Origin of the sequence: Vibrio sp. Vb1337, assembly GCF_033338715.1 — a bacterium.
Lineage (GTDB): Bacteria > Pseudomonadota > Gammaproteobacteria > Enterobacterales > Vibrionaceae > Vibrio > Vibrio alginolyticus.
This window is the reverse complement of sequence record NZ_JAWOTD010000003.1, coordinates 116,542-142,179: the sequence shown is the minus strand read 5'-3', so window position 1 is coordinate 142,179 and position 25,638 is coordinate 116,542. Positions and strand designations below refer to the sequence as shown.

General features: G+C 43.8%; 24 protein-coding genes. 4 read left to right on the top strand and 20 right to left on the bottom strand.

Translation table 11 applies throughout. The annotated features are described in order from the left end of the window. Window positions 1–176: 176 nt before the first annotated feature. The 4 genes from azu to norR all read right to left on the bottom strand — a co-directional run bounded on the left by azu (window position 177) and on the right by norR (window position 4,334). Window positions 177–629 (bottom strand): azurin, encoded by a 453-nt coding sequence (gene azu, locus R7E42_RS04405; RefSeq protein ID WP_005375211.1) that lies wholly within the window; start codon window positions 627–629, stop codon window positions 177–179. Between the two features lie 335 nt (window positions 630–964). Further along, window positions 965–1,615, bottom strand: coding sequence for an HAD family hydrolase (locus tag R7E42_RS04400; protein ID WP_005385872.1), 651 nt, complete (start codon window positions 1,613–1,615; stop codon window positions 965–967). A gap of 269 nt (window positions 1,616–1,884) precedes the next feature. After that, window positions 1,885–2,403, bottom strand: coding sequence for a hypothetical protein (locus tag R7E42_RS04395; protein WP_005375218.1), 519 nt, complete (start codon window positions 2,401–2,403; stop codon window positions 1,885–1,887). A gap of 398 nt (window positions 2,404–2,801) precedes the next feature. Further along, window positions 2,802–4,334, bottom strand: a complete 1,533-nt coding sequence (gene norR / locus R7E42_RS04390) for a nitric oxide reductase transcriptional regulator NorR (protein ID WP_169628848.1) — start codon at window positions 4,332–4,334, stop codon at window positions 2,802–2,804. A 190-nt stretch (window positions 4,335–4,524) separates the two neighbouring features. On the opposite strand from norR, the gene norV reads away from it, so the two are divergent. From norV to R7E42_RS04370, 4 genes are all read left to right on the top strand, one after another. Further along, complete coding sequence (gene norV, locus R7E42_RS04385) at window positions 4,525–6,027, top strand: anaerobic nitric oxide reductase flavorubredoxin (protein WP_169628849.1); 1,503 nt, start codon at window positions 4,525–4,527, stop codon at window positions 6,025–6,027. 10 nt (window positions 6,028–6,037) lie between these two features. Then, entirely contained in the window at window positions 6,038–7,186 is a 1,149-nt protein-coding gene (norW, locus tag R7E42_RS04380; RefSeq protein ID WP_169628850.1) for an NADH:flavorubredoxin reductase NorW, read from the top strand. Between the two features lie 42 nt (window positions 7,187–7,228). Further along, window positions 7,229–7,567: a DUF1971 domain-containing protein gene (locus tag R7E42_RS04375; protein WP_054701793.1), complete on the top strand. Its 339-nt coding sequence runs from the start codon at window positions 7,229–7,231 to the stop codon at window positions 7,565–7,567. Window positions 7,568–7,751: 184 nt separating this feature from the next. Then, window positions 7,752–8,630 (top strand): NAD(P)-dependent oxidoreductase, encoded by an 879-nt coding sequence (locus R7E42_RS04370; RefSeq protein WP_005375233.1) that lies wholly within the window; start codon window positions 7,752–7,754, stop codon window positions 8,628–8,630. Window positions 8,631–8,824: 194 nt separating this feature from the next. Here R7E42_RS04370 and R7E42_RS04365 read toward each other — a convergent pair whose 3' ends face one another. The 16 genes from R7E42_RS04365 to R7E42_RS04290 all read right to left on the bottom strand — a co-directional run bounded on the left by R7E42_RS04365 (window position 8,825) and on the right by R7E42_RS04290 (window position 25,414). Then, entirely contained in the window at window positions 8,825–10,264 is a 1,440-nt protein-coding gene (locus R7E42_RS04365; RefSeq protein WP_017821260.1) for a catalase, read from the bottom strand. Window positions 10,265–10,554: 290 nt separating this feature from the next. Then, a complete protein-coding gene (locus R7E42_RS04360; RefSeq protein WP_005375238.1) occupies window positions 10,555–11,172 on the bottom strand; it encodes a glutathione S-transferase family protein in 618 nt (205 codons plus the stop codon). 14 nt (window positions 11,173–11,186) lie between these two features. Further along, the gene (locus R7E42_RS04355; RefSeq protein ID WP_005375239.1) at window positions 11,187–12,221 is read right to left on the bottom strand and encodes an NADP-dependent oxidoreductase; all 1,035 of its coding nucleotides are present in this window, start codon (window positions 12,219–12,221) and stop codon (window positions 11,187–11,189) included. Between the two features lie 150 nt (window positions 12,222–12,371). Beyond that, the gene (locus R7E42_RS04350; RefSeq protein WP_005385858.1) at window positions 12,372–12,971 is read right to left on the bottom strand and encodes a TetR/AcrR family transcriptional regulator; all 600 of its coding nucleotides are present in this window, start codon (window positions 12,969–12,971) and stop codon (window positions 12,372–12,374) included. Between the two features lie 50 nt (window positions 12,972–13,021). Beyond that, entirely contained in the window at window positions 13,022–13,342 is a 321-nt protein-coding gene (yqfB, locus tag R7E42_RS04345) for a N(4)-acetylcytidine aminohydrolase (protein WP_005385855.1), read from the bottom strand. A 67-nt stretch (window positions 13,343–13,409) separates the two neighbouring features. Next, on the bottom strand, window positions 13,410–13,805 hold the full coding sequence (locus R7E42_RS04340; protein WP_053350073.1) for a VanZ family protein: 396 nt from the start codon (window positions 13,803–13,805) through the stop codon (window positions 13,410–13,412). A 2-nt stretch (window positions 13,806–13,807) separates the two neighbouring features. Beyond that, window positions 13,808–15,115, bottom strand: coding sequence for an oligosaccharide flippase family protein (locus R7E42_RS04335; protein WP_021707644.1), 1,308 nt, complete (start codon window positions 15,113–15,115; stop codon window positions 13,808–13,810). Window positions 15,116–15,123: 8 nt separating this feature from the next. Beyond that, complete coding sequence (locus R7E42_RS04330; protein ID WP_169628851.1) at window positions 15,124–16,155, bottom strand: glycosyltransferase family 4 protein; 1,032 nt, start codon at window positions 16,153–16,155, stop codon at window positions 15,124–15,126. Continuing rightward, on the bottom strand, window positions 16,152–16,985 hold the full coding sequence (locus R7E42_RS04325) for a putative capsular polysaccharide synthesis family protein (RefSeq protein WP_005375258.1): 834 nt from the start codon (window positions 16,983–16,985) through the stop codon (window positions 16,152–16,154). Before R7E42_RS04325 ends, R7E42_RS04330 begins: the two co-directional genes overlap by 4 nt. Window positions 16,986–17,000: 15 nt before the next feature. After that, window positions 17,001–18,248, bottom strand: coding sequence for an O-antigen ligase family protein (locus R7E42_RS04320; protein WP_169628852.1), 1,248 nt, complete (start codon window positions 18,246–18,248; stop codon window positions 17,001–17,003). Then, window positions 18,214–19,266, bottom strand: coding sequence for a glycosyltransferase (locus R7E42_RS04315; RefSeq protein WP_033906763.1), 1,053 nt, complete (start codon window positions 19,264–19,266; stop codon window positions 18,214–18,216). The genes R7E42_RS04320 and R7E42_RS04315 overlap by 35 nt, the downstream gene beginning before the upstream one ends. Window positions 19,267–19,268: 2 nt before the next feature. Continuing rightward, window positions 19,269–20,078 (bottom strand): putative capsular polysaccharide synthesis family protein, encoded by an 810-nt coding sequence (locus R7E42_RS04310; RefSeq protein ID WP_169628853.1) that lies wholly within the window; start codon window positions 20,076–20,078, stop codon window positions 19,269–19,271. Beyond that, the gene (locus R7E42_RS04305; RefSeq protein ID WP_169628854.1) at window positions 20,056–22,236 is read right to left on the bottom strand and encodes a GumC family protein; all 2,181 of its coding nucleotides are present in this window, start codon (window positions 22,234–22,236) and stop codon (window positions 20,056–20,058) included. The genes R7E42_RS04310 and R7E42_RS04305 overlap by 23 nt, the downstream gene beginning before the upstream one ends. A gap of 15 nt (window positions 22,237–22,251) precedes the next feature. Beyond that, window positions 22,252–22,785: a polysaccharide biosynthesis/export family protein gene (locus R7E42_RS04300; RefSeq protein WP_005375265.1), complete on the bottom strand. Its 534-nt coding sequence runs from the start codon at window positions 22,783–22,785 to the stop codon at window positions 22,252–22,254. A gap of 12 nt (window positions 22,786–22,797) precedes the next feature. After that, window positions 22,798–24,003: an outer membrane beta-barrel protein gene (locus tag R7E42_RS04295; RefSeq protein ID WP_017635284.1), complete on the bottom strand. Its 1,206-nt coding sequence runs from the start codon at window positions 24,001–24,003 to the stop codon at window positions 22,798–22,800. 10 nt (window positions 24,004–24,013) lie between these two features. Beyond that, a complete protein-coding gene (locus R7E42_RS04290) occupies window positions 24,014–25,414 on the bottom strand; it encodes an undecaprenyl-phosphate glucose phosphotransferase (RefSeq protein ID WP_169628855.1) in 1,401 nt (466 codons plus the stop codon). Window positions 25,415–25,638 lie beyond the last annotated feature (224 nt).

The following is a 25,638-nucleotide window of genomic DNA, read 5'->3' as shown; positions in this document are numbered from 1 at the left end:
TAACCATAACTTTTCGCAAAAGAACTTAATCTCAATGGAGCAAGGGTTTCATACTTGCTATGTTTCTTGGTCACGTTTCCAGACGTGTTAGACCTTTCTCAATTGCTATTTTATCTATCAAAAAGGGAAGCCTTGGCTTCCCTATAATGAGTCTTCTTTTGGCTTGGCTAAATCTTTCATTTTAGCTCAAATTTACCCTGCATGATTGCCCAGTGACCCGGGAACGAACAGAAGAATGAATAGTCACCGCCGGCTTTCATTTTCTCAGTACTGAACGTAATGCTGGTGCTTTCACCGCCACCAATTACTTTTGTGTGAGCGTAGACGCGATCATCATTTGGTTTTACGTAGTTATTTTCTGCTCCAGCTGCCATGCCATCAGTACCGACTGCTTGTAGGTTGGCTGTGTCAGAGATGACCACGTTGTGACCCATCGATTGCGCTGGCATCTTACCTGTGTGATTCAGCGTTAGTTTTACCTCTTTACAAGTGGCTGGTACGCTCAATGTTTTAGTAGAAAACTGCATCATATCGTTAGCATCTAATGACACTTCACACTCGGCACTGGCTTGGGCACCAAAGCTCATTCCTACTAATGCGAAGGTTGTTGCTAATAAACGTAAAGACATATAACACTCTCCATTTTGTATTTTAGGCTGACTTGGATTGATCTTATCCAATAGTTCTCATTATCAGCCAATTTTCACTCCAAAAACGTGCTTCAATCGGTATATTGACGTTTTGTTGCAAGCTTGTACTGGTCAGTTCCGCTATTTGATCACTCAAATGCCTTATTTCATGCGATTGCGTGAGTTAAATCAAAAGTCGTGATTAGCCAGAGTTAAGGTGAAAATAATCTCTCTAAACGGGTGGCAGAATTGTTTGGTTTTACGGTATTGGAGAGGTTTCAAGAAAGAAGCTCAGCTAAATTGCTGAGCTTCTAGATAACAGACGACAAGTAGGCCTAGCGAGTTTGCTTTAACGTGTGCAACACATCATGCAGTGAAGGTGCGACAGTATGGCCTAATTGCTTTATTTCGTCACAAGGCTCAACCAAATCAGGAATTTGATAAGTGATCATGTTCGCTGCTACCGCAGCACGTACGCCATTATTTGAATCTTCAAAGGCGAGACATTTGGTTGGATCTACGCTTAGACGACTTGCTGCAAGCAGGTAGATCTCTGGATCAGGTTTGCCGTGTGACACTTCACAGCCTGTCGTTAAGTTGTCGAAATACTTGCTTAGGCCCGCTAACTCCAACTTCTTCTGTGCCACTTCTTTTGCTGTAGAAGTGGCGACTGCAATTGGCAACCCTTGGCCTTTCAACCACTCAAGCAGCTCAATCACCCCTTCTTTTACCGGTATCGCTTGGTGCTTAACCACAGCGTCGTAACGGTCGCGCCACTCTTGGTGTAAGCGGTCAAGATCATCCCCATAAGCTTTACGAAAAATCACTTCAATGCCCGCTGCATTGCGACCAATGATTGAAAGGTAAACATCTTTATAGAAGGGTAGGTTCTGGGCTTCACATGCTTCTTGGAAAATATGCATACAGACGCGCTCAGTATCAAGGAGCAAACCATCCATATCAAAAATAGCAGCTTGGTAGTTCATTACATTAAGACTTTTTGGTTGGGATGGCGCATTTTGACACAAGCAGATCGGTTTTTCTTCTAAAAATTAGAACTTGATTTTGATCCTATGAGTTCACATTGCCTCTGAACACACTATACACAGAGTCTATAAACTAGGTGTGAAATATAATGTTTTTAAAATTAGAAAAATTTCAGTTAAATAGATAAAACTCTATCTTAATATAAGCTAGAGTTTTATTAATATTCTATTGTTATTTTAACTATTGGATAATTTATTAATAGTTGAAATTAATAATAAAATAATACCAAGTCACGATTGTTTACGACTGCATGAGTGTACCAGCTCTTGACTTCAGATATTTGTTGCTCTGATAAGCCTCCGAAGTCAACGTTATCTTGGTGAATATCTTGATTTTTTATCATAAAAACAACAGGGAAATCGTCAGGGAATGGGAATTTTATAGGATAATCGGTATTAGTGAATGGAATATCGCAGAAATCGTTTACATCGCAAGGATACCAAGAGTTATTGGATAAGTAATAACCAGTTATCTTACATATAGCTTCAAGCAAGTAAGCATAGGCGTAACCTAAGTGACTGTATTTTATCTCTTCAGACAACATTTGCATAAGAAGCTCTTCAGCTCGGATGCTTTCGCCACTACTTTCCAGCATTTCATTAATCACTTTAAAGGAGTCTTGACACCTTTCCATGATGGCTTTTTCTAGCTCTGGATTACGCTCATTCTTTAGTACGTTAAAAACCTTTTCAGTATCTAATGAATATACTGTCGCCCCATATCCCATATTTTATTCTCCTCACTTTTATACAGTTAAATTCATTTAAGTGTTTTTATCGAAGGGATTATATTTTGATGTTTTTTGAAGGTAAAGTGTATATATAGAGGTTGTATTTATTATGATGAACTTTGAAAGTTTAAATTCTTAAAATAAATACTATATATTTAATTTTATTAGATCTAGCTCATAAAAATACCTTAACTATTATTGTGTTTATTGTTAAGGGTTATTAAATCTGTGAGGTGGTTCAAGACAATAAAATTTAGAAGAAAATACCGTCAAACTTAGGTGGCTATTCTATCTGAGCACTCAGCTCACTACTTATGGTGGGCTGAGTGCGCGGTTGGGCATCAGGCACATTATTTGGCGATGAATATGCCATATTAGGTGATATTCGTTAGTGTCTATTTTATCCCTAGGCGTTTTGCTAACCGGTGTAAATTACCGTTATCTAATTCAAGCTGACGTGCCGTTGCTGCCCAGTTGCCTTGGTTTTCTTCCAGTGCTCGAACAATCATCGCTTTTTGGAAGGCGTCTGTGGCAGGCTTTAATCCACCTTCTGGTAGCTCAAGCCGAGAGTTTTGCTCCGTTTCTTCAACGTTCTTGATGTTCTGATTCGGCGTTCGAATATCAAAATCTTGCTCAACCAACTCAATGTCCATGGCGTGAGTACGTGCTTTTGCCAAAACACCGGCACGTTTAATTACATGCTCAAGCTCTCGCACGTTGCCTGGCCATGAATAGTCTTTGAGTGCTTGCACTAAAGTGGGGGACAAACGAATGCTGTTCAATCCCAATTTGCTTCTTAAGCGTTCGGCAAAAAAGCCTGCGAGTAATACCACATCGTCTTCACGTTCACGAAGAGGTGGAACATGAAGCGGGAAGACACTTAAACGATGATACAAGTCGGCTCGGAAGCGACCAGCAGTCACTTCTTCATGCAATATACGGTTTGTGGCGGCGACGATGCGTGTGTTGACTCGAATATGGCGGTCATCACCCACACGTTGAATGTCTCCATATTGTAGAGCTCGAAGTAACTTGGCTTGCAGCTCTAACGACAGTTCGCCGACTTCATCCAAAAATAGTGTGCCGCCATCGGCTTGTTCGAACTTACCTTTACGATTGCTGATTGCGCCCGTAAATGCGCCTTTGATATGTCCGAACAACTCGCTTTCCGCGACCGATTCGGGCAGCGCTGCACAGTTGAGGTAAACCAAGGTATTGTTCGAGCGGCTAGAACGATGGTGAATAGCGCTGGCAACCAACTCTTTACCTACGCCCGTTTCGCCCATGACCAGCACGGACAATTCCGTATCGGCGACTGCATCAATCTGCTCTTGAAGATTCTTCATTCCCTGAGAGTTGCCAATGATTTCGTTGCTCAAGGTGCGTTTCTCAGCGTAAGAGTCACGTGGCAGGCTCGCTTGTGTCTCTAGTTGTTCTAGTAGGAGTGCAGTGTGTAGGCCACCTGCTGCCAACGCGCTGACAAAACGTAACTCTTGGTTGCGTAGCCCATCAAATTGATTGGGGTCGAAGGCGTCAATCGTAATGGCACCAATCAGTTGATCGTCGATCAGCAGAGGTAAACCAATGCAGGAATGGACATGCAGTTTGTCATCGTGGTTTGGAATCAAGCCATCGTATGGATCAGGTAAGTCGCTGTCGGAGGGAAAGCGCACGATATCGCCTGCTCGGGCAATGGCTTCTAATCTTGGGTGCTGCTCAATGGAAAAACGGCGTCCAAGCACTTCTTTCGCCAATCCATTGATCGCTAAAGGTTTAAAGTGCTGGTCTTCATACAAAAGAAGGGCAGAAGAGTCACACTTCAATACATCTCGAATCGTGGTTAATAACGTATCGAAGCGAGCCTGTTGAGTGAGCGCCGAGTTAAGGTCTTGCGTGATGTGTAGCCATTGTGCGATTAAAGAAGTCATAGCCAATACCAGTTGTGTCAATATGACTATTGTAGTGTCTTAATGACAATTTTCAACTGTGTCTAAATGACACTTGTTAAAGTTGATTTTTAATTAAGGTTTTGAAATATATAGTAATTAAAAGTTGGCACGCCCAGTGCAATACAAGAAGAAATTATTTTTGTTTATCCCGTCATTCAAGGTAGTAATTATGACAATTCACGTAAAAAACAACATTCACTGGGTAGGTCAACGCGATTGGGAAGTTCAAGACTTCCACGGTACAGAATACAAAATGACAAAAGGTACCAGCTACAACAGTTATCTAATTCGTGAAGAGAAAACCGTATTGGTTGATACGGTCGATCATCGATTCAGTCAACAATTCATCCAAAATTTAGAAATGGAAATCGACCTTAAGTCTATCGACTTTATCGTAGTAAACCATGCTGAAGAAGATCACTCAGGCGCATTGTCGGCATTGATGGAGAAGATTCCGAACACGCCAATTTACTGTACAGAAGCGGCGATTGATTCGATTGTGGGTCATCATCACCATCCTGAGTGGAACTTCAAAACCGTAAAAACGGGCGATAGCATTGATATTGGTAACGGTAAGCAATTGGTCTTCGTGGAAGCGCCGATGCTGCATTGGCCGGACAGTATGATGACTTACCTAACGGGCGATGCAGTGTTATTCAGTAACGACGCATTTGGTCAGCACTACTGCGATGAACGCTTATTCAATGATGAAGTGGATCAAAATGAGTTGATGGAACAGTGTTTGCGTTACTACTCAAACATCTTAACGCCATTCAGCAGCTTGGTAACCGCTAAAATCAAAGAAGTGCTGAGCTTCAATTTGCCTGTCGACATGATCGCCACGTCACACGGTATTGTATGGCGCGATAATCCGGTTCAAATCATCGAGCAATACTTAGCATGGGCAGACAATTATCAAGAAGATCGCATTACGATTTTCTACGATTCAATGTCAAACAACACTCGAATGATGGCCGATGCCATTGCGCAAGGCATTCACGATGTCGACCCTGGCGTGGCGGTCAAAGTCTTTAATGTCTCTAAGCATGATAAGAATGAAATTCTCGCCAACGTATTCCGCTCAAAAGGCATCTTGGTTGGTTCTTCTACCATGAATAACGTCATGATGCCGAAGATCGCAGGCATGCTAGAAGAAATTACCGGTCTGCGCTTTAAGGCGAAGAAAGCCGCTGCGTTCGGTAGCTACGGTTGGAACGGTGGTGCGGTGGATCGTATCCATGCTCGATTGACTGACGCAGGCTTTGAAACCGCAGTGAGCTTGAAAACAAAATGGCGACCAGATGGTAAAGCGATGCGTGAATGTCGCGAACATGGTCAGAACATCGCGAAATTGTGGGCAAAGCATGACCTGACTAGTCCTGTTCTTGCTCCGGCGATTGCTGCGTCTGCACCACAAGTTCAATCACAACCCGCTGCACAAGTAGCAACACAAGCGGTAGTAGATGCTGCTCCTAGCAACCCTAGTGCCGAGGCGCATCCTGCAGATTGCCAATGCATGGTTTGCACCGTTTGTAATTGGGTATACGACCCAGCTAAAGGCGAGCCTAATCAAGGCGTTGAACCGGGTACGGCATGGTCTGAAGTGCCAGATTACTTCTTGTGCCCAGAATGTCACTTGGGTAAAGACGTCTTTGTCGAATACAACGGGTAAGGGGGCGAATATGCAAGCACCTATTGTGATTATTGGTAGCGGCTTTGCGGCTTACCAATTGGTGAAAACAGTGCGTCGAATGGACGCACATATTCCGCTGCAAGTGTTTACTGCTGATGATGGCGCGGAATACAACAAGCCTGATTTGAGTCATGTATTCAGCAACAAGCAAACCGCCCAAGACTTGGTAGTTAAAAGTGGTGAGGCGTTCGCACAGGAACACAACATCGAACTGCTCGCCCATACCATGATTGAGCATGTCGACGTGCAAGCTCAGCAAGTGGTCGCCAACGGCCAAACCTATCCTTACTCCAAACTGGTGTTTGCGACAGGCGCGAAAGCTTTTGTGCCGCCAATATCTGGCGATGCAGCACCTGAGGTGATAACGCTGAACTCGCTACAAGAATATCAATTAGCGGAAGAGCAAATCAGCCGTGCGGAACGAATTCTAGTAATGGGTGGTGGTTTGATCGGCGTCGAGATCGCCATGGATCTCGCAACCAGTGGTAAAGCGGTTACGGTGGTTGAGCCAAATTCCCGTTTGCTCGCTAACTTGATTCCTGAATTCATCGCATTGCCGCTCGAAAACCAACTTAAGCAGCAAGGTATTCAACTTGCCTTGGAGACTGGGGTAGTTGCGATCAATCACTCAGATGATTCGCTGGTGGCAAGCTTGAGCAAAGGTAAAGCAATCGAAGCCGATGTAGTGATTTCAGCGGCGGGTTTACGTGCTAACACTTGGTTAGCGAAGGCTTGTGGGGTGAGCGTGAACAAAGGCATCGAGGTGGATGCTCGATTACAGACATCAGTAGCTAATGTATTTGCATTAGGCGATTGTGCTGAGATCCAAGGTCGAATGATGCCGTACCTCCAACCGATCGTGCTAAGTGCCAATGCTTTGGGCAAACAGCTACTAGGGCAAGAAGCAGAGCTGAAACTACCGCCTATGATGGTAAAGGTGAAAACGCCGAGCTACCCAATTCAATTGGCAGGCGATTTTAGTTCGGTGACGAACTGGATCGTGCAGATTTCTCAAACAGGCATTGCCGCTAAGGCAGAAGATGAAAATAGCCGACTTATGGGCTTCGTCGTGACGGGAGAGCAAGTTACGCAAGCATTTCCATTACTTCGAGAGTTGTCTCAAGCCGCGCAGGCTTAACCGATTTAAACGAAAAGAATTGTAATTAGAGAGGGTATCATTATGTCGCATCTACGAATTCCCAAAGACTGGACTGTTCAACGTTCAACGCCTTTCTTCACTAAAGACAATGTGCCAGCAGCGCTGCTGACTCATCACAATACCGCTGAGGGAGTGTTTGGACAGCTGTGCGTCATGGAAGGGCAAGTGACCTACTACGGCTTTGCTGATGAACACGCAACAGAAGCAGAAGTAGTGGTGGTGATTAATGCAGGCCAGTTTGCTACCAGCCCACCGCAGTACTGGCACCGTATTGAGATGAGCGATGATGCTCAGTTCAACATCAATTTCTGGTCGAATAAAGACAAGAGTGGGCAAGCGATGTTCCACGCTAAGCAGTAGTGAACCTTTGTAAGTGCTTTGACTGTTACGCTAATCGTCAAGTAAAGGGGTGTAGAAGGCGCAATAAACGGACTGCAATGCAGGATCATCGAGACCGAGGAAAGAGAAATCACGAGTAATGATTTCAATTCTTTAGTAGCATGTTACGAAACATTTCAGTCAGGTGAACTAAGGGAAGCGTGCAATGGAAAAACAACGAGTAGCATTTATTGGTCTGGGTGTGATGGGATACCCAATGGCTGGTTACCTAAGTAAAGCGGGCTTTGAAACCAAAGTATACAACCGCACAAAAGCGAAAGCCGACAAATGGGCTGAAGAATACCAAGGCGTAGCTTGTGAAACACCACGTGAAGCGGCAGAAGGCTGTGACATCGTTTTTACCTGTGTGGGTAATGATGATGACGTTCGTAGCGTTGTTTACGGTGAAGAGGGCATTCTGGTCGGCTTGAAAGCGGACGCAGTGCTAGTCGATCACACGACCACTTCTGCAGACCTAGCGGTTGAGCTGGCTGAAGCGTGTGCTAAGTATGGTAATCACTTCATTGATGCGCCAGTTTCTGGTGGTCAAGCAGGCGCAGAAAATGGTGTTCTAACCATCATGTGTGGTGGTGAACAAAGCATTTTTGACCGTGTGTCTCCGGCGATGGATGTGTACGCGAAGCAGATGACGCTACTGGGTGAAAACGGTCAGGGTCAACGCTGTAAGATGGTAAACCAAATCTGTATTGGAGGCGTTTTACAAGGTCTGAGTGAAGCTTTGTTGCTGGCACAAAAATCAGGCTTGGACATCGCTCAAGTTGTAGAAACGCTTAAGCATGGCGCTGCAGGTTCTTGGCAGATGGAAAACCGCGCAAATACGATGGCTGAAGACAAGTTCGATTTTGGCTTCGCTATTGATTGGATGCGCAAAGACTTAGGTTTCTGTCTGCAAGAAGCTGAGCGAGTGGGTCTAGAACTTCCACTGACTAAGAAAGTGGATGAGCAATACGCAGACCTTCAACGTGATGGTTTAGGTCGCATGGATACATCAGTACTGATCAAAGCGGTAGCTAAAAATCAGTAGTTGATGAATCAGTAATAGATAAACAGTTCTTTGGTATCAAAGAGCTTAAAGAAATCTAAGTTAATCATAATGAATCTCCTTGAGCATGGTTTGTGACTTGTGATTAAGGATTAGTGATTTGAAATCAGGAGGTGCTGTAGAGCACCTCCTTTTTTCGTCTTTAAATCACGCAGTGTAATGATTGCAGCGTTCGCTTACTTGTTTAAGCCTAGTGCAATTTCAAGACCTTTGCCGTACGCTTCGTCCGCTTGGTATGCGTGTTGAACGTGGCGCTGTTGGATGAACTCTGGCACACCGTCCATTGCGCGAGCTGTGTTATCGAACAGAGTTTGACGTTGCTCTTCGCTCATCAGACGGAATAGGTCACCCGCTTGGCTGAAGTAGTCTTCGTCTACACGATGATCGTAGTGATCAGCGTTGCCATTGATGCGTAGAGGTGGCTCAGAGTAATCTGGTTGCTCTGCCCATTCTTGTTTGTAGTTTGGCTCGTAACCCAGTGTTGAACCAAAGTTGCCATCAACGCGCATTGCGCCATCACGGTGGTAGCTGTGAACAGGGCAACGAGGTGCGTTCACTGGGATTTGATGATGGTTCACACCTAGACGGTAACGCTGAGCATCGCCGTAAGCGAACAGACGACCTTGTAGCATCTTATCTGGAGAGAAGCCGATACCAGGTACAACTGCTGCTGGGTTAAACGCTGATTGCTCAACTTCTGCGTAGAAGTTTTCTGGGTTACGGTTCAGTTCGAACTCACCAACTGGGATCAGTGGGTAGTCTTTTTGAGACCATACACGTGTTAGGTCGAATGGGTTGAAGTTGACTTCATCCGCTTCTAACTCAGGCATGATCTGTACGTACATCTTCCATTTAGGGAAGTCTTGACGCTCAATCGCTTCGTAAAGGTCACGGTGATGGCTTTCGCGGTCTTTACCTACGATGGCTTCTGCTTCTTGGTCAGTCAGGTTCTTGATGCCTTGTTGAGTTTTGAAGTGGAATTTCACCCAGTAACGTTCGTTTTCTGCGTTGATGAAGCTGAATGTGTGGCTACCAAAACCATGCATATGACGGTAAGAAGCTGGGATACCACGGTCACTCATTACGATAGTCACTTGGTGGAATGCTTCTGGTAGTGATGTCCAGAAATCCCAGTTGTTGGTAGAGCTACGCATGTTAGTGCGAGGGTCGCGTTTTACTGCGTGGTTTAGGTCTGGGAATTTTAGTGGGTCACGTAGGAAGAATACTGGTGTGTTGTTACCAACCAAGTCCCAGTTACCTTCTTCAGTGTAGAATTTTAGTGCGAAACCACGGATGTCGCGTTCTGCGTCTGCTGCACCGCGCTCACCAGCTACAGTAGTGAAGCGAGCGAATAGTTCTGTTTTTTTGCCGATGTCAGAGAAGATCTTAGCGCGAGTGTATTTTGTGATGTCGTGCGTTACTGTGAACGTACCGTAAGCACCAGAACCTTTTGCGTGCATACGACGCTCAGGGATCACTTCGCGGTCAAAGTGTGCCAATTTTTCAAGGAACCAAACGTCTTGTAATAGTTGAGGGCCACGAGGACCTGCAGTCATAACGTTTTGGTTATGTGCGACAGGGCAACCTGCTGCTGTAGTCAATTTCTTGTTTGTCATTTTTCTTCCCCCTCCAGGGTTCAATACCTTAGAAACTGTAGAGGAGGTTATTACGGAAAAGCTGGGGGAGAAAACTGATATTGCTTATCAATTCAATAGATGGTGACTATGGTCGAAACTATATTAGAATCAGAAATTTACTACATTAGCTTGATTGACATAACAATCGACGTTATCGAAAGCGATTGACTGGGGGGAGCGCTATCCAGTTAGCGTGTCTGCGATGCTAGTAATATCGCCCCTTAAATGAAGTTTTACGTGTCATCAAAGGGGCGAAAGGGGGGAAGTAATTAAGAGTACTTCACTTCAAGTTGTTCAGCTTTTGCAAATGCTGGGTGTGTCGCGAGCTGTTTCCCATAACGTTCAATATTAGGGAAGTGATTAACTAAACCAAACTTTTGAACCAATTCGACAATGAAAGACATCATGATGTCTGCGCCAGTCAGACGCTCTTCTACTAGGTAAGTTTTGCCTTCTAAGGATTGCTCGAAGTAGCCTAGTACATTCATTGCTTCCTTGTCGGCATAGCCTGATAAAAACTGAGTTTCATTTGGCTCTTTGCTTACGAAGATTTTTAGCAGCATAGGTAAAATTGCAGAGCTTTCTGCAAAGTGCATCCATTGCAAATATTCTGTGTGTGCTTTTGTACCACGCTCAGGAGCAAAGGCTCCGTCACTGTATTTCTCAATCAAATATTCGGTCATTGCACCTGACTCAATGATAATCTCGCCGTTATCTTCAAGAACAGGTGACTTTCCTAATGGGTGAACACTTTTTAGTTCTGGCGGTGCCATGAAGGTCACGGAATCACGGACATAGGGTACAATCTCGTAATTTACATCTAGCTCTTCAAGTAACCAAATGATGCGCTTTGAACGAGACTGATTGAGGTGGTGAAGTTTAATCATTTACATATCCCTTTTTATAATGGGTCGTTAATCTGTACTACAAGTTTGCCGAAATTCTTACCTTCCAACAGACCGATGAATGCTTCTGGCGCATTATCCAGTCCTTGTACTAGATGTTCGCGGTATTGGATCTTTCCTTCTGCCAACCATTGATTAATATCTTGCGCAAATTCACCGTAACGATGTCCGTAATCATCAAAAATGATGAAGCCTTGCACCTTGATTCGTTTGGTCAGGAGCTTACCCATTAGTAATGGAAGGTGGTCGGTACCTTCAGGCAGCTCTGTCGCGTTGTACTGAGAAATCAAACCACAAAGTGGGATACGCGCATTTGTATTCAGAAGTGGCATTACAGCCTCGAATACTTTGCCACCTACGTTTTCGAAGTAAACATCGATACCTTTGTCACAGGCATTTTTCAGTTGTTCTGCAAAGTCTTCAGCTTTGTGATCAATACACTCATCGAAACCAAGCACCTCTTTAGCGTAACGGCATTTTTCTTCTCCGCCTGCTATACCAACAACTCGGCAACCTTTGATTTTACCAATTTGACCAACTGTTGCGCCTACAGGCCCCGTAGCAGCTGCTACCACGATGGTTTCCCCTGGTTTTGGCTGACCAATGTCGAGTAAACCCATGTACGCGGTAAATCCTGGCATACCTGCAACGCCTAACGCGTAAGAAGGGTTTTGCGGTTCTTTACCAAGTTTAATGACCATCTCACCAGTTGAGATAGCGTAGTCTTGCCAGCCAACAGTGTAGGCAAGAACCCATTCACCCGCTTCGTAATCTGGGTGGTTTGATGTTTCTACCTGACAAACTGTACCACCGACCATTACGTCATCAATTGCAACAGGGTCAGCGTATGATTCGGCATCACTCATGCGACCACGCATGTATGGATCTAGAGATAAATAAACCGTTCTCAATAGCATTTCACCCTCTTTCGGAGTCGGTTTCGTTACCTCTTCTAAACGAAAGTTTTCTTGTGTCGGTGCACCATGGGGACGTGACGCGAGTACGATTCTGCGATTTGTTGCGTTAGTCATATCTATCTCACTTGTTGATTAGACCGGTCGTCTAGTATTTATTTCAAAATATCCCGCTTATTTAAAGCGGGAAGGTTTACTGTGTTAACACTGACGCTTTTTCTGACAGTGAAACGTGTGTAGGGTGTTCATTCTCTTCCACGCCGCCCGTTATGGGCAAGTGCGTGTATTCTGCAGTAAGTGTTGAGTATAGGTCAGACTTTGCGTCAATGCTGCCTGATCTTGATAAAGTTTGTTCAGCAAGCTAGCGCCATTCCAAAGGTAGTATATCTGCCTTGCTAATAACGCACTGTCACCATTGGGGATTGAGCCATCTTGAATGCCGATGTCAATGCAATCCGCTATCGCTTGAATGGTTTTGTCTGCTCCTTGGCGTAATGCCAAGCGCATTGACTCAGAGAGATCGGAGACTTCTGCACTTAACTTAACCAATAAACATTTGTTCGCATTACACACGTCGTCTTCTACTTTGACCATTTCTTCGAAATAGCTCATTAGGCGTTGGTAGCCACTCAGTTCAGTATTGGTAAAGCGTGCGTTTAAACGCTCAAAATACTTAGTAAAGTAGTCTTGAATCATCGCTTCACCAAATTGTTCTTTGGATTTGAAGTAATGATAAAACGAGCCTTTTGGCACTGCGGCCTTTTTTAATAGCTCTGAAAGACCAACACTCGTGAACCCTCGGTTTACGATCAACTCGTATCCGACGTCGAGAATATGTTGGCGTGTGTCATTCGTCTTTGCGTTCATGGAGTGTACTATAGAATGAATTAGACCAGTCGTCTAGTATTTGTTGTGGGTTATTTAATCAGCTCATACTCAATAACAAAGAGCGTGTCGGTATTTGGGTAGATTTCTCGAATTAACTGCTTGAGTTTTGGTAGTTCGATGGCTTCTTGTTCTGCATGAAACTCATTAATATCTTCAAAGTGAAGTGGTTCTACAGAACGTATCTTGATATCGCAGACTTTACGATCCGTTTCTAAGGTAAAAACTTCGACTTCTGTATTGGGAACGTAATGGCTTTCTGATTCATCTCGAATCGTTATCGTCTTTTTGCCTGACGTGATCAACGGGGTTAAGAATTCAAAAAAAGTAATCTTGGTTGGATGAGATGGCATGATGTACTCGTTAGTCTGGTTGTTTGGCGTAATTATATACCCAAATCCCCCAGAGATTCCTGTATTACTAGAACGATCGAGTGCGGATGAAGCGAATTAACTTGGCACTAAAGTAACCTGAGATAACGCCTATCCAGTTGGTGCTGAGATCATCAAAACTAAATGATCGATTTGGAATAAAAAGTTGGCTTATTTCTTCCATTGAAACGATAGCCAACAGCAGTAGCAAAAGACGAATCCCAAAAACGTCGGTTTTATTCGAGCTCACCAGAGAAGGGAACGTGAAGACCGATAAAAAGCCGATCAATAAACTGAAAGTAAAGTGAAGCGTACTTGATCCGCCTAAGTAGGTTTCCATTTGCAGGTAAGCAGTATGGTGTAGGTCAGAGCTTTTCCACAAAGAGAGTGAAGCGGTTAGCATCAGGACTAAAACAAAACTCGTGCGTGCCAGTATTAAAGCCATAATTAACCTATTGGAAAGAAGCCTAAGTAACGTTTTACAAAGTACAGTGCAGCTAAATTCTGGATAGCCATGCCAATTGCCATTGCCCACGCTGCACCAATCACCCCAAACATTTGGCAAAGCGTAACAAGTAGGCAGATGGACACCGTACCGGAGGAAATTGTAATGTATTTCATGGTTCTCTCATGACCACTCATTAATAATAAAAAACCTACTGAACCAGTCGCAACATTGACTAACTGCCCCAGAGAAAGGACGACTAATAGTGGCGCCGCGGCGAGAAACTCCTCACCAAAAAACTGCATTACAAACTCGGGGAAGAGGGTGCAAATAATTACGGGTACAATCGCTAAACCAACATTAGCTCGGCACGCCAAGCGGCTCAGGTTCTGCAGTTTGCGCATTTGACGCTCTTTGTAGAGAGAGGCAAACATCGGGGCGACCACAAAGTTAATGGTAATCAGCACGAAGCCAATCAGTAGTGATGTACGTTGGGCTGCGGCTAACAAACCGAGTTCCGCTGTTGAGATAAAAAAGCCCGTAATAACAAGGCTTCCCCATTGAAGAACATTCGTGAAGATACTGCCAACCCAGACTTGCTTGGCAGAAGAGACCATTTTTTTGTTTGGTACGAAAGCCGATGTTTGATATTGATCTGAGCCAAGCCAATTGGCACTAGATATGACCGCGACACCTATGCTCGCTAAAAGCAGTGCGGTCATTAGATTGTTGATATTTTGCTGACCGATATAGTCTAGGGCAAAGACAAAAATGACCATCAACATGCTTACCCCAAGCTGCAACGCAAACAGAGATGATACAACTTTTCTACATGCTTGAAGCACCCGACTGTTGGTTTGCGCAAGCACCAAGAAAGGTATGCAAAGCAAGCATAAAGTAATCGCATACATTGGTGATTGAGTCTGGTTTAGCTGTTCTGGAAACAGATTAAACCCTGCCAACAAAACGCCTATGGCGAGCAAGCAAAATGCCATACTTCGATAAAGTGCGGTTTTATAGTTTTGGCTTTGTTCAAGCTTCTCTTTGTTATTAAAAGCGATCGCATTGTAACGAACTAACGAGACATCAAAACCTAGCTGAGAAACGATAGCGAGTAGCGAGACTAGGTTGAATAAAAAGAAAAATTGACCGGCCGTCGAAGCGTCACTGGTCTTCGATACAATCAGAGTCAGTAAAAAAGCAAATAGCGCACTCAACACACGCGTGATTGCGGTTTTTAATCCGGTAGATAACAAGCTTTTTTTACCGCTGGGCATCAACAGTAATTTTTGTTGAACAGTGTGAAACATAGGGGCATTTAACCGTAAAGTTTATTGAGTGCGAGGCGCTGCTTTTCTTCACTGAAGGCATCGTTTAATTCTGCTGTATACTGGCGAAAATCGATCTCTTCATAATGATTGACACAATGCGCGATCTGCTTGGCCATTTCTTCAGGTGTGAGCGCTAAAAACGGGTAGTTGAGATCTTTGGTTGCGCCGATGGTCCGAATAACCATAGGAAGATGTAACTTGGATGCTTCTAGAATGGTTAACGGCATCCCTTCCCATGCTGCAGTGTGTAGATAAAGGTCTGACCCCTTGAGCTTTTCAACTACCTCATCGCGAGGCAGCATACCCGTTACATCCACATTTTCAGTACGTAATTTCTGTTCGAGTACTTGGTCACCGCCACCTATCCATGTGATCTCTATCGGGCGGTTAAGCGCATACCGATTAAGGAACTGCAATGTGCTGATAAGAAACTGAGGATCTTTTTGGGGCGCGACACGACCAAGTACAACGAGCTTCAGCGCTTCTTGCTTGTTTCGCTCTATACGATCTTCACTTTGATAAGACACGTAGTTGTTGAGCAGTTCGGCACGTTTCGCACCAATGCTAATGGCTAGGTCACACTCTCGTTGGCTACAGCCTGCAACCACATCAACTTTGCTCAGTTTTACTTTCTCTAGTGCTTTATAGATCTGGCGTGCAAGCTCTGAGATATCTTCACGTTCGAAGGCATAACAGTGCGGTGTGTAAACCAAGCGTGCCTTGCCAAGCTTTAGAAATCGGCCGAGAAATCCTGCTTTACTCGAGTGCAAATGCACGACGTCGGGACCAAGTGATGCAATCATGTGGTTTGCATCGCGAATAAATTGAAGCAAGCCGCCTTCTACCCACTTTGTCTGTACGAAAATGTGGTGGTTGTTCTCATTGGTCAAGTCGTTTTCTCGGGCTCTGGCTAGCAAGAAATGCTGATAAGGCTCGTCTCTGGATGAGTGAACATAACTATAGAGAGCAGTTTGAACGCCACCTCCAAATGCTTCTGTAACATGGAGCACTTTCTTCATGATGATTTTGTCCCTGGTGTTTGCATCCATTTGTGTTTAAAAGCATCACGCTCTTGCTCTGAATAAACGTGGCGATACAAGGGAAGATCGTACATATAGAACAGTTTTGAGAAGTCGTAGTGATTCTTAAAGTGTTGGTGGATATTGGAGTACCACTTGTTTTTCGCTTCGTTACTGTTTTTCAGTACGAAGTCTTGCAACTCAAGAAACTCACCGATTTCTTTATCAAGAGAACTGAGCTGTTCGCATTTGATTAGCATGACGTTGGCCTGATCGTTCTGGAATGTGAAGAAAGGTTGAGTGTTGTCCAGCTCTTGGCGCATCACATCGATATTGAAATTACGCTTTAACTCGTTGTCGAACCAGTCCGCAAAATAGTTGAGATTGATATAGTTATCAAAACAATGCTCGAGGTGCTGATACGTGACTTCCATATCTCGGTGAATTGCATCGTTCTTTTTGCCTTCGATAAATTGCAAATGGAGATCTTGAAAGAAGCGAGAAAAGACAGTTGCGATTGGATCGCGGACCAGAGTAACGATTTTAATCTGCTCGCGTTTTTGTAAGATACGTTTTCGCTGCTTGAGCACTAAGCGATAGAGTGCGCGGTTTCGGAAGTCGAAGAATTTACTCACGTCTTTTTTATTGTGATACATGTGAAATTCTTCGTGATCATCAAAGGTGTGGATGTGATAGCTCGGGATATTTTTCTCCCCTAGCGTGTGCTCAATTGATGAGGAGCCAACTTTGCCCATTTGGTAAACTAAAACAAAATTATCAGCTTGGAGTTCTCGGTTCTTTTCAAATTGTCGAGAGATTGAATACTTCATCTATCCTATCCTTGATTATTCATATTCGTGGTGATGGTTTACCGGAAAAGTATGAGCAATGGCCCTTGAGTCGTTGCTCATGCTGATCATGACGGGTAACAAGAGTATTAAAATTATGGTGGTGTTTACCGCAACGAAAAACACCATGATGAGGGCGTATATCGCAAGTAATAGGCTTTTTCTGTTTTCATTAAGGCTGCGGAAGCAAAAGCGAATAAAAAGAAAATAACCACCAAACAGCAGACCGATACCAAGCAATCCGTATTCAATTGCGGTATCTAACACAAAGTTGTGGGTGTAGATCGCCAGCTCATCATAGTTAAAGTAACTGATCATAAAGTTGGGTAACATTTTCGCGCCGACACCTAACACTGGGTGTTGAAGTAAAATATCTAGCCCATTGGCAAGTAAAAGTTTTCTATGAAGATTCGATACCCAGCGCGCTTCACTTTGGTTGGCAAATAAGACGTCTTCTTGGGTTATTTCCAATGTGTCTGCTAGCGTTTCAAACCCAACGTAGAGTGTGGTTGTGACGGCAGTAAACACAATGAAGCTCAAGGCTAATAAAATTGTCCACGTGTACGTTTCGCTGAGCGATTTTCTCATTAAGTTTTTTACGAGCAGTTGGTCAAAGAAGAAAAGCAGACAAAAACCAAGTAGCGCTTTTCTTTCTTGTGACAACACCAGTAATACTAAAGCTACGAGCATCAAAAGGTGGAAAGCGCGAATTTTATCTCGATAAAGGTACAGTAGCGAGCACAGTACACCGAACCCGTATTTACTTACCCCGAGTAACTTAAACCCGCTTTGATAGCCCTGAGCAAAGTGCCATAAGGCAACGAGCGTACAGATGAAAAACAACAGATACGTGAAATAAACCATTACCCGTTCGTCATCAAACACGCCATAGGCGTACATTAGGCTCAGTAGGCACAAAATCGCTAACCATTGCACAGTTTCTATAACTAGCGGCATTAAAGGGACGCGATTTAGCAGACCATTTATGAACACATACCCAGTGAACAATATGAGGAACCCCATACAGGGATGCATGAGTTTTTCAGCTTTTCCTTCCAATACCACTAATGCAGTAAAACCAATGGACAAAAGGCTTGCGATGTCAGATGGGGCTAGCGCTATTCCTCCAGCACGAAACTTCATAGGAATAAAGAACAATGCTAATAGGCATGCTGCAAGCAATGAGGCGCGATGGCTCGATGGCACGGAACTATTTGTTGGCGCAAAGCTGCTGGTAGATTCCATAGTAACCTTCACGAAATTTATCGATGGTGTAGAGAGAGGCCCTATTGACTGAGTATTGACTTGCAGCGTCGTACCGCTCAACACTTTCACACAGCTGGAGCACTTTTTGGCTCAGTTCAGTGGCGTTACCAACTTGAAATAAATATTCGGCACGTCCGGTGACGTCATCCAAACCAGGTACGTCCGACGATAGTACGGGTAAGCCTGCTGCCATTGCCTCAACCGCCGCCAAACCAAAGCCTTCGACGTGCGACGATTGCACGTAAATATCCATGTCGTTCAAAAAGGCTGGAACGTCAGAAACTACGCCATGAAAGTGAACACGTTGCGCGACGTTGATTTTTGTTGCCAATTCTTGCAGTGACGATTTTTTTTCTCCATCTCCCGCAAGGTGGAGTTCGTATCGTCTTGGTAAATGGATAAGTGCTTGGATAAGCGTTTCATGATCTTTATGTTGGTGAAGTCGGCCCACCATTCCAATCTTGATAACTGGTTTGTCGATTAGGTGGCTGGCGCATCTTGGCGTCATAGAAAACCTTTTTAAATCAACGCCATTGTGCACCACGTGATATTTGTGTTGGTAACGAGGCATGAACTTCACCAGTTCATCTTGTACTTTTTCACTAATACTGACCGTCAAGTCGTGGCCCCAATATAAGACGTATTCCATGAACTTAAACAGCGGATAGTCACGTCGACGGTTATAAGAACAGTGCTCAGTCTGGATTCGTTTTTTACCTACCGCCAATAGCGCTAGGTAAATGGAAGGGTAGAGGTGCCCGTGAACGACATCCGGCCAACGCAGCAAAGAGAATTTCTCACTCAATGACAAAGTGCGCCAGTTAAAACACTCTATCCCTTGGGCGGATAGCATTGGTAAGTAATCATTTTCATCACACAAGACCAAAATTTTGATTTCGTATTCAGGCTTATGTTCTAAAACAAGGTCGACTAAGAACTTCTGAGCACCGCCGTTCTGAGAAAGATCATTAATAATATGTAGAATCTTGGTTTTCATGATTAATTGGTCAGATATTGCTGTTTAAGGTCGATGATTTCTGCATTTGAGAAAAAGTGCTTCGTCAATTTAGAATTCAGCATTTCTTCAACGTACTCGGGTGTTGGTTGAAATTGCGTTTTGAATTCTTTCAGTAGTGGCGAGTACCATTTGTTGTCTGATTGATTTTCATAAACAACATCCACGGGGTAACCTAAAAAGTCTTCAACTGCAGAATTAGCCTTCGCTAGCTTGTCACTTCGAATCACCAACAGTGAGAAGTTATTGTTATGGTATGTTTGATAGCCTACTTCGTGATTAAAAGACTCGTTAAACACATCAATCCCTGTTAGTTGTTTGATCTCGTTGTCAAACCACTGCAGCGCATATTGATGATTCATGTGCTTATCAAATGCTTCTTGGAGTAATTGCGGTCGTTCGGTACGTATTGCGCTGTCATCCTTTAGATATTTGTCCGCCATCCAAAAAGGAAGTGCTTGAAAGAACATTGAGACATTTCGTCCGATCGGTTCTCGCACCAGCGAGATAATTCGAACTTTTTTTTTGCGCTTTAACATATGGCTCATCGTTATACGCTTTAGTCGTCGCTTTAACGCATTGATCTGAGGTTTATGCAATTGCGCTCTAACGGGGGATATTTGTTTTTGCGCATCGACGGTCATAAGGTCGTGCAAGTGAATCGAGTTAGGAATGGAATGCTCTAATGCACTCGAACCTACTTTGCCCATTTGATAGATCAATACCGGCTGTTCTTGGCTTTTCAAGGTTTGGTACCAAGATAGGTTTACGTTAGTAGGCGTATTTCTGGACATAAAGCGTCTCTCCTTCCTTGGCCTTGGCTTGTGTGATTAAGACGCCAAGAGATGGAACTGAGTGTTGTATTTGTTTAGATAACGCAAGGTTAACCAGTGATGATTTTGTTGATTCTGAGCGAATGACGGTAATCAGACCATTGGCATATTGACCAAGAATAAGTGCGTCACTCACTGACAGTAGGGGCGGCGTATCGATAATGATCCGGTCATACTTATTTTGAAAATGTTCGAGCAACTTTTTAAAGCGATCAGAAGCCAGTAATTCCTGTGGGTTTGGCGGAATTAGGCCGGCCGATAATACATCTAAGTTGGCTTCTTTTATATGTGTAACACAATCTTTGATTGGCGTATCCATCGTCAGGATATGCGTTAAGCCAGGGCTTGATTCAGCAATACCGAATCGCTTTGCGATGGAAGGTCGACGTAAATCGCAGTCGATGATCAACACCTTTTCCATTTTTGAAAACGACACCGCCATATTGATACTGGTCGATGTTTTTCCTTCTTCTGGAATAGCAGAGGTAAAGGGCAATATCTTTTGCTTCGTGTTGGTTAATCTGAGCAGAAGCGAGGTTCTGACGGAGCGGCAAGCTTCACTAAATAGCTTTTCTTCATCATCTAAATACGCGGTATAACTGACGCCGTTTTTACGCAAATTGCGTTTTTTGACCATAGGAATCACACCTAAACACGTAACACCAAGTTTTTCCTGCACATCGGCTGTGCTTCGGATAACTTCTCGCATCGTTTCTAAGATGATGACTAGAGCGCAAGCAATGGCAAAGCCAAAAAAGGTGGCAATCAGTACCAGTTTGATTCGTTGTGGTGCCACCGGGAATAGAGGAATGATGGCTTTATCAGTAAAGCGAGCAGTGACATTCTTGTAGTCGCTGGTGGCGTTGGTCTCTTTCTCACGATTTAAGAACGCTTCATAGAGTGCCTTATTAGATTCAACCTCGCGTTTTAACTGTTCGTAACGCGCTTTTTGTGACCCTAACGATTGGAAGTCTGACTTTTTGTTATCGAGTTCTGCTCGAAGCATGTCCTCTTGCGCTTTTGCAGCAAGAAGGTCTTGTTGCTTACTGAAAGAAATGTCACGGATGAGTTGCTGGGTTCTTGATTGAATTTCAGCAAGCTGTGCTTTCGCCTGAATCATTCGATCATGTTTAGGTCCGTAGCGCTGTGCCAGCTCAGAGAGATTTTTGGCTGCCTGTGCTTCCGACAATTTTAGATCGCGGATTTGCGCTTGATTAGCGAATTCATCAATTGACAACAAGCTGTCTAAACTTTGCGAAGATTTACGTCGTAACAGTTGGATTAACGTCTGCGCTTCAATACGCTTATTAACAGCGATATTCAGCTTGCGAGTGAGTTCTTCTAGCTCATTTGCGTAAATTTCATCAATACCGTTTATATCGATCAACCCTTCTTTTAACAAGAATTCTTGCAGCGCTTGCTCCGAGCTACGTAATCGCTCCTCCAATTTTTGAGAGTTATTTGTCAACCAAGTAGCCGCATTTTGTGTAACGACCAATTTGGCTTCAAAATTTGCGTCAATGTAGGCTTGGCCGACCGCGTTGGCGATTGTCGTCGCAAGCTTAGGATCGGTAGAACGAAAGCGAATTCTGACTAATTGGGTGTTACGTACTGGCTCAATATCGAGTTTACTTCTGAAAGCTTGAAGTGCCTGATAATAGGACTCTGAAAACTGGGCGGTTTCTTTTGGGCTTGGTGCCACATTCAGTAGGTCTTGAACAAAAGGAATCGACTTTATTTGGTCGATTTTTTTATTTAACCCCCCTGAGCTTGTGAATTCAGGTAATTGGGTGAGGTTCAGCTCTCTAATGACCTTATCTGCAATATGATTCGATTTTAAAATGGCGATTTGCGTTTGAAAGTACTCTTTTTTTGTCGTGTCGACGCCATATACTTCCTCGATTGAAAGGGCGCTTTTTTGCTCCTCTTGGATGAGTAGCGTAGCTGTAGCTTGGTATATCGATGCTTTGGAGTAGATATACCAAGTACAAGTTAATGAGAACAGAAGCGTGAATGCTGCGATGCTTAGCCAATTCTTTTTAATCGCTTTGAAGTGATGGCCAAAACGAATCAGTTCTACTTTGTTCATCTGGAGATTATTTGGATGAGTCCCGTTCATTTGATTCCCTGTCACTTAAAAGAAGCTCTGGTCAATAAATACAATGTCACCAGGTTCAACGTTGCGGTGCATACTGACCCCTTCCATCGTTTGACCCGTCTTATGCTTGGTGAGGTTAATGCCTTTGCGTGAGGCTCTGTCGGTCAAGCCACCTGCTAGAGCGATGGCCTTCTCTATGGTTAACCCTGGACGGTACTCAAATCCACCAGGTTTCCTGACTTCGCCATTAACGTAAAATAGACGAAAGTTATTGATGGTGACCATCACTTTTGGATTGATGAGATAATCGCCTTTTAAGCCCGTTTCTATTTCGTACTTGAGTTGTTTTGGTGTTTTTTTGATTGCTTTAATTCGGCCAAGGTAGGGGTAATCAAAGTAGCCATCTGACGTTATTAGAATATTTTTAATCGTAAGATCTTCTTCACCATAGACCTGCACGGAAATGGTATCGCCAGTATCGAGTAAGTAATCTTCCTCGTTTGAGTCAGCGTTGACCAAAGTGCTAAATAGCAACAACGCTACACTCATGAATTTGATGAATGCCTTCATTAATAATCCTTTTTACAGAGAAAACTGTGCGCTTAAAGTCCAAATGTTTTGTTCGAAGCTATAATCCGATCGGCTAGAGTTTTTATCTTGGTATTGCCAATCGGCTTGCAGCTGTATCCAACGTTTGATCTGATAATCGATACCAAAAGATAGAGTGTACCGATCGTCGTTTCTGGAGATTCCCGTGTAATCATCTTGTTGATAAACAGCACCTAAGCGAGTTGCAAGGTAACTATTCCAATCGTGCTTCAGGTTCAGTCGGTAACGAGTTTGTAGGTTGTAATCGCCATCTTGATCGGGGTTAACCGCCGCTTGAGTGGTTTTCACGCTGACTAGAGTTTGTTCTTGAGGCAACCATTCAAAGCCGATATCCCAACTAAAGCCTTTAAATGTCTCTCGTTGAGCGCTGTCAAAATCTTTGATTTGATAACCGAGTCGAGCGATGCCTTTGGTTTTTCCTGTGACTTCCCATTCGGCACCGGTGTAATAGAAACTGGTGTTGTTATCTTTCGATGGCTGCGCAGAATTTCGGTGCTGATACTCGGTTACGATTTGGTTTGTTCCGACTAACCAATAGGTTCTTGGCGTCGCTCTTAAATAGAACTCCAAATGTGCATTGGGAGCTCGAAAATCGTTGTATTTAGTTTTCGCGTTTGGGCGCCCAGGCAAGCCGTCACGATAGTTTTGATAGGTTTTATCACTATAGCCTAAACCGAATTCGAGTCTGCCTTTGGCACCGTTAGATCCAAAGACATAATTGGTTTTTACATCGTTACGGTTGAACTCTATTGGTGAGTCGATTGCGCTACCATTACCTTCGGTAATATCTTCTCCTCGAACTTCATGCTGGGCGCGAAAACGGTAATCAACCACTAAACGATGACGATGATTAAATTCGAAAAAGTTGGAAAACTGAAAAGTGTGGTCGTCGAAGTCGTTGCGATCGTCAGATGAAAAGCCCGCTTTTAACTTATATAAAATATCTGCGCGATAGCGATTCCGTTCTATACGTGCTAGTAAGCTTGGTTCTATACCCCAAATATTGACCGATTCTACATTGCCGGATTTTTCCGCTTTATTGATGTTGTCATCTCCCTCGTAGAAAGTTTTTACGAGGGGAATCAACTCTATACCAGACTCGGTTTGGTAAGCCATCGGTTCTGCGAGCAAGTCAGTAGAAAACAGACTCAATGCTATTGCCATTGTCAGTTTCTTCATAATCTCAACCTTAGTAAGCGTTAGCACCAGTGAAGCCTTTGAAAACGGTCATAAAGATGATTTTGATGTCCATCCAAACCGACCAGTGGTGGATGTAATCCAAATCAAATTCGACTCTCTTTTCCATTTTTTCTAAGGTGTCGGTTTCGCCGCGATAACCATTAATCTGCGCCCAGCCAGTAATGCCTGGTTTTACTTTGTGACGTAGCATGTAGCGATCCACGATCTGACGGTATTCTTCATTGTGTGCCACGGCATGAGGGCGTGGGCCGACAATAGACATGGTCCCTTGCAGTACATTGATAAATTGAGGTAGTTCGTCCAAAGAGGTGCGACGTAGAAATCCGCCAAAAGGCGTAATACGAGGATCGTTCTTTGTCGCCTGTTTCACGTTGGAACCTTGATCCATGGTTGTCATTGAACGGAACTTCCAGACTTCAATCTTGCGTCCATCAAGACCGTAACGATGTTGTTTAAAGATGACAGGGCCTTTAGAAGTTGCCTTAATGCCAATCGCAATGACGAATAGAATAGGGGCGATTAAGACCAAAATAATGCTCGAAAACAAGATGTCTTCAAACCGTTTTACCCAAGAATAAATTCCAGCAAAAGGTGTATCAAAGACACTTAGTGTTTGAACTTGGCCGATCTGCGCCCAACGAGAATGTAAAAGGTTATAAGTGAAGAAGTCGGGAATCAGATACGTATTTGCGGTGGTATCTGAGAATTGGTTAAGAAGTGACGCAATGCGCTCTTTTGCGTGCATTGGCATCGCGATATAGACGTAATCTACTTCCCCTTTTTTAGCTCGCTCAAGGGCGTGGTCAACAGCTCCTTTAATAGGATAATCAGAATTTGGCAATCTGTCGGAAGATCGTTCGTCGTAAAAGCCATCAAAAAGCACGCCGTGTTCTGTGTGGTTTTGAATTTCGTTAGCTAGGGTAATGCCGTGAGGAGTTTGGCCGATGATGATCGCAGTGCGAGTGTTGAATCCTTTTTTTCTCAAATAGGCTAATCCGGTACGGAATGTTACTCGCCATGCCAAAAGCAGAGCGGGCGTAATCGCAAACCACAGCGCTAAAATTGTGTTATCAAATAAGGTATGGACTTCAGAAAAATACAGCACAGTAAAGATAAGTGCAGAAGTCACCGCCCAAGCAACACAGACAATAAACATCTGCTCTTTAAACGAACTGGTTCGCCAAGAGCGATACAGATTGCCGCTTTCTGCCATAAATAGAAAAGAGATGCCTCCAACGAAAGCTAATATGACGTAATCTTTCCCCATCGCTGTATTCATGTCTTTGAACACTAAAAGCAGCATAAAAGAGACAATGACAGCAAGATCTGAGATGCGATATAAAAAAGCGAACTCCACCTCATGAGAGCGGATAAGTCCTTTTTGTTTCATGACTCAGTTTCCCTTCTGACACGCTACCGCCCTTGGGTGTCTTCCCCAATTGCCGTGTCGTGAACGTTATTAGTAGTTAGTGCACAGAGCATTCTGTGGAATGCTGCTGAGTTTTTTGTCACGTGTAATTTCGTTGATAAGTGTAAAAATTTGCGTTGTTGAGGTAAGTGGAAATAAGAATGATATTTAGCCCTTTGGCTAAGTTTGGCGGGTTAGGAAAAAGC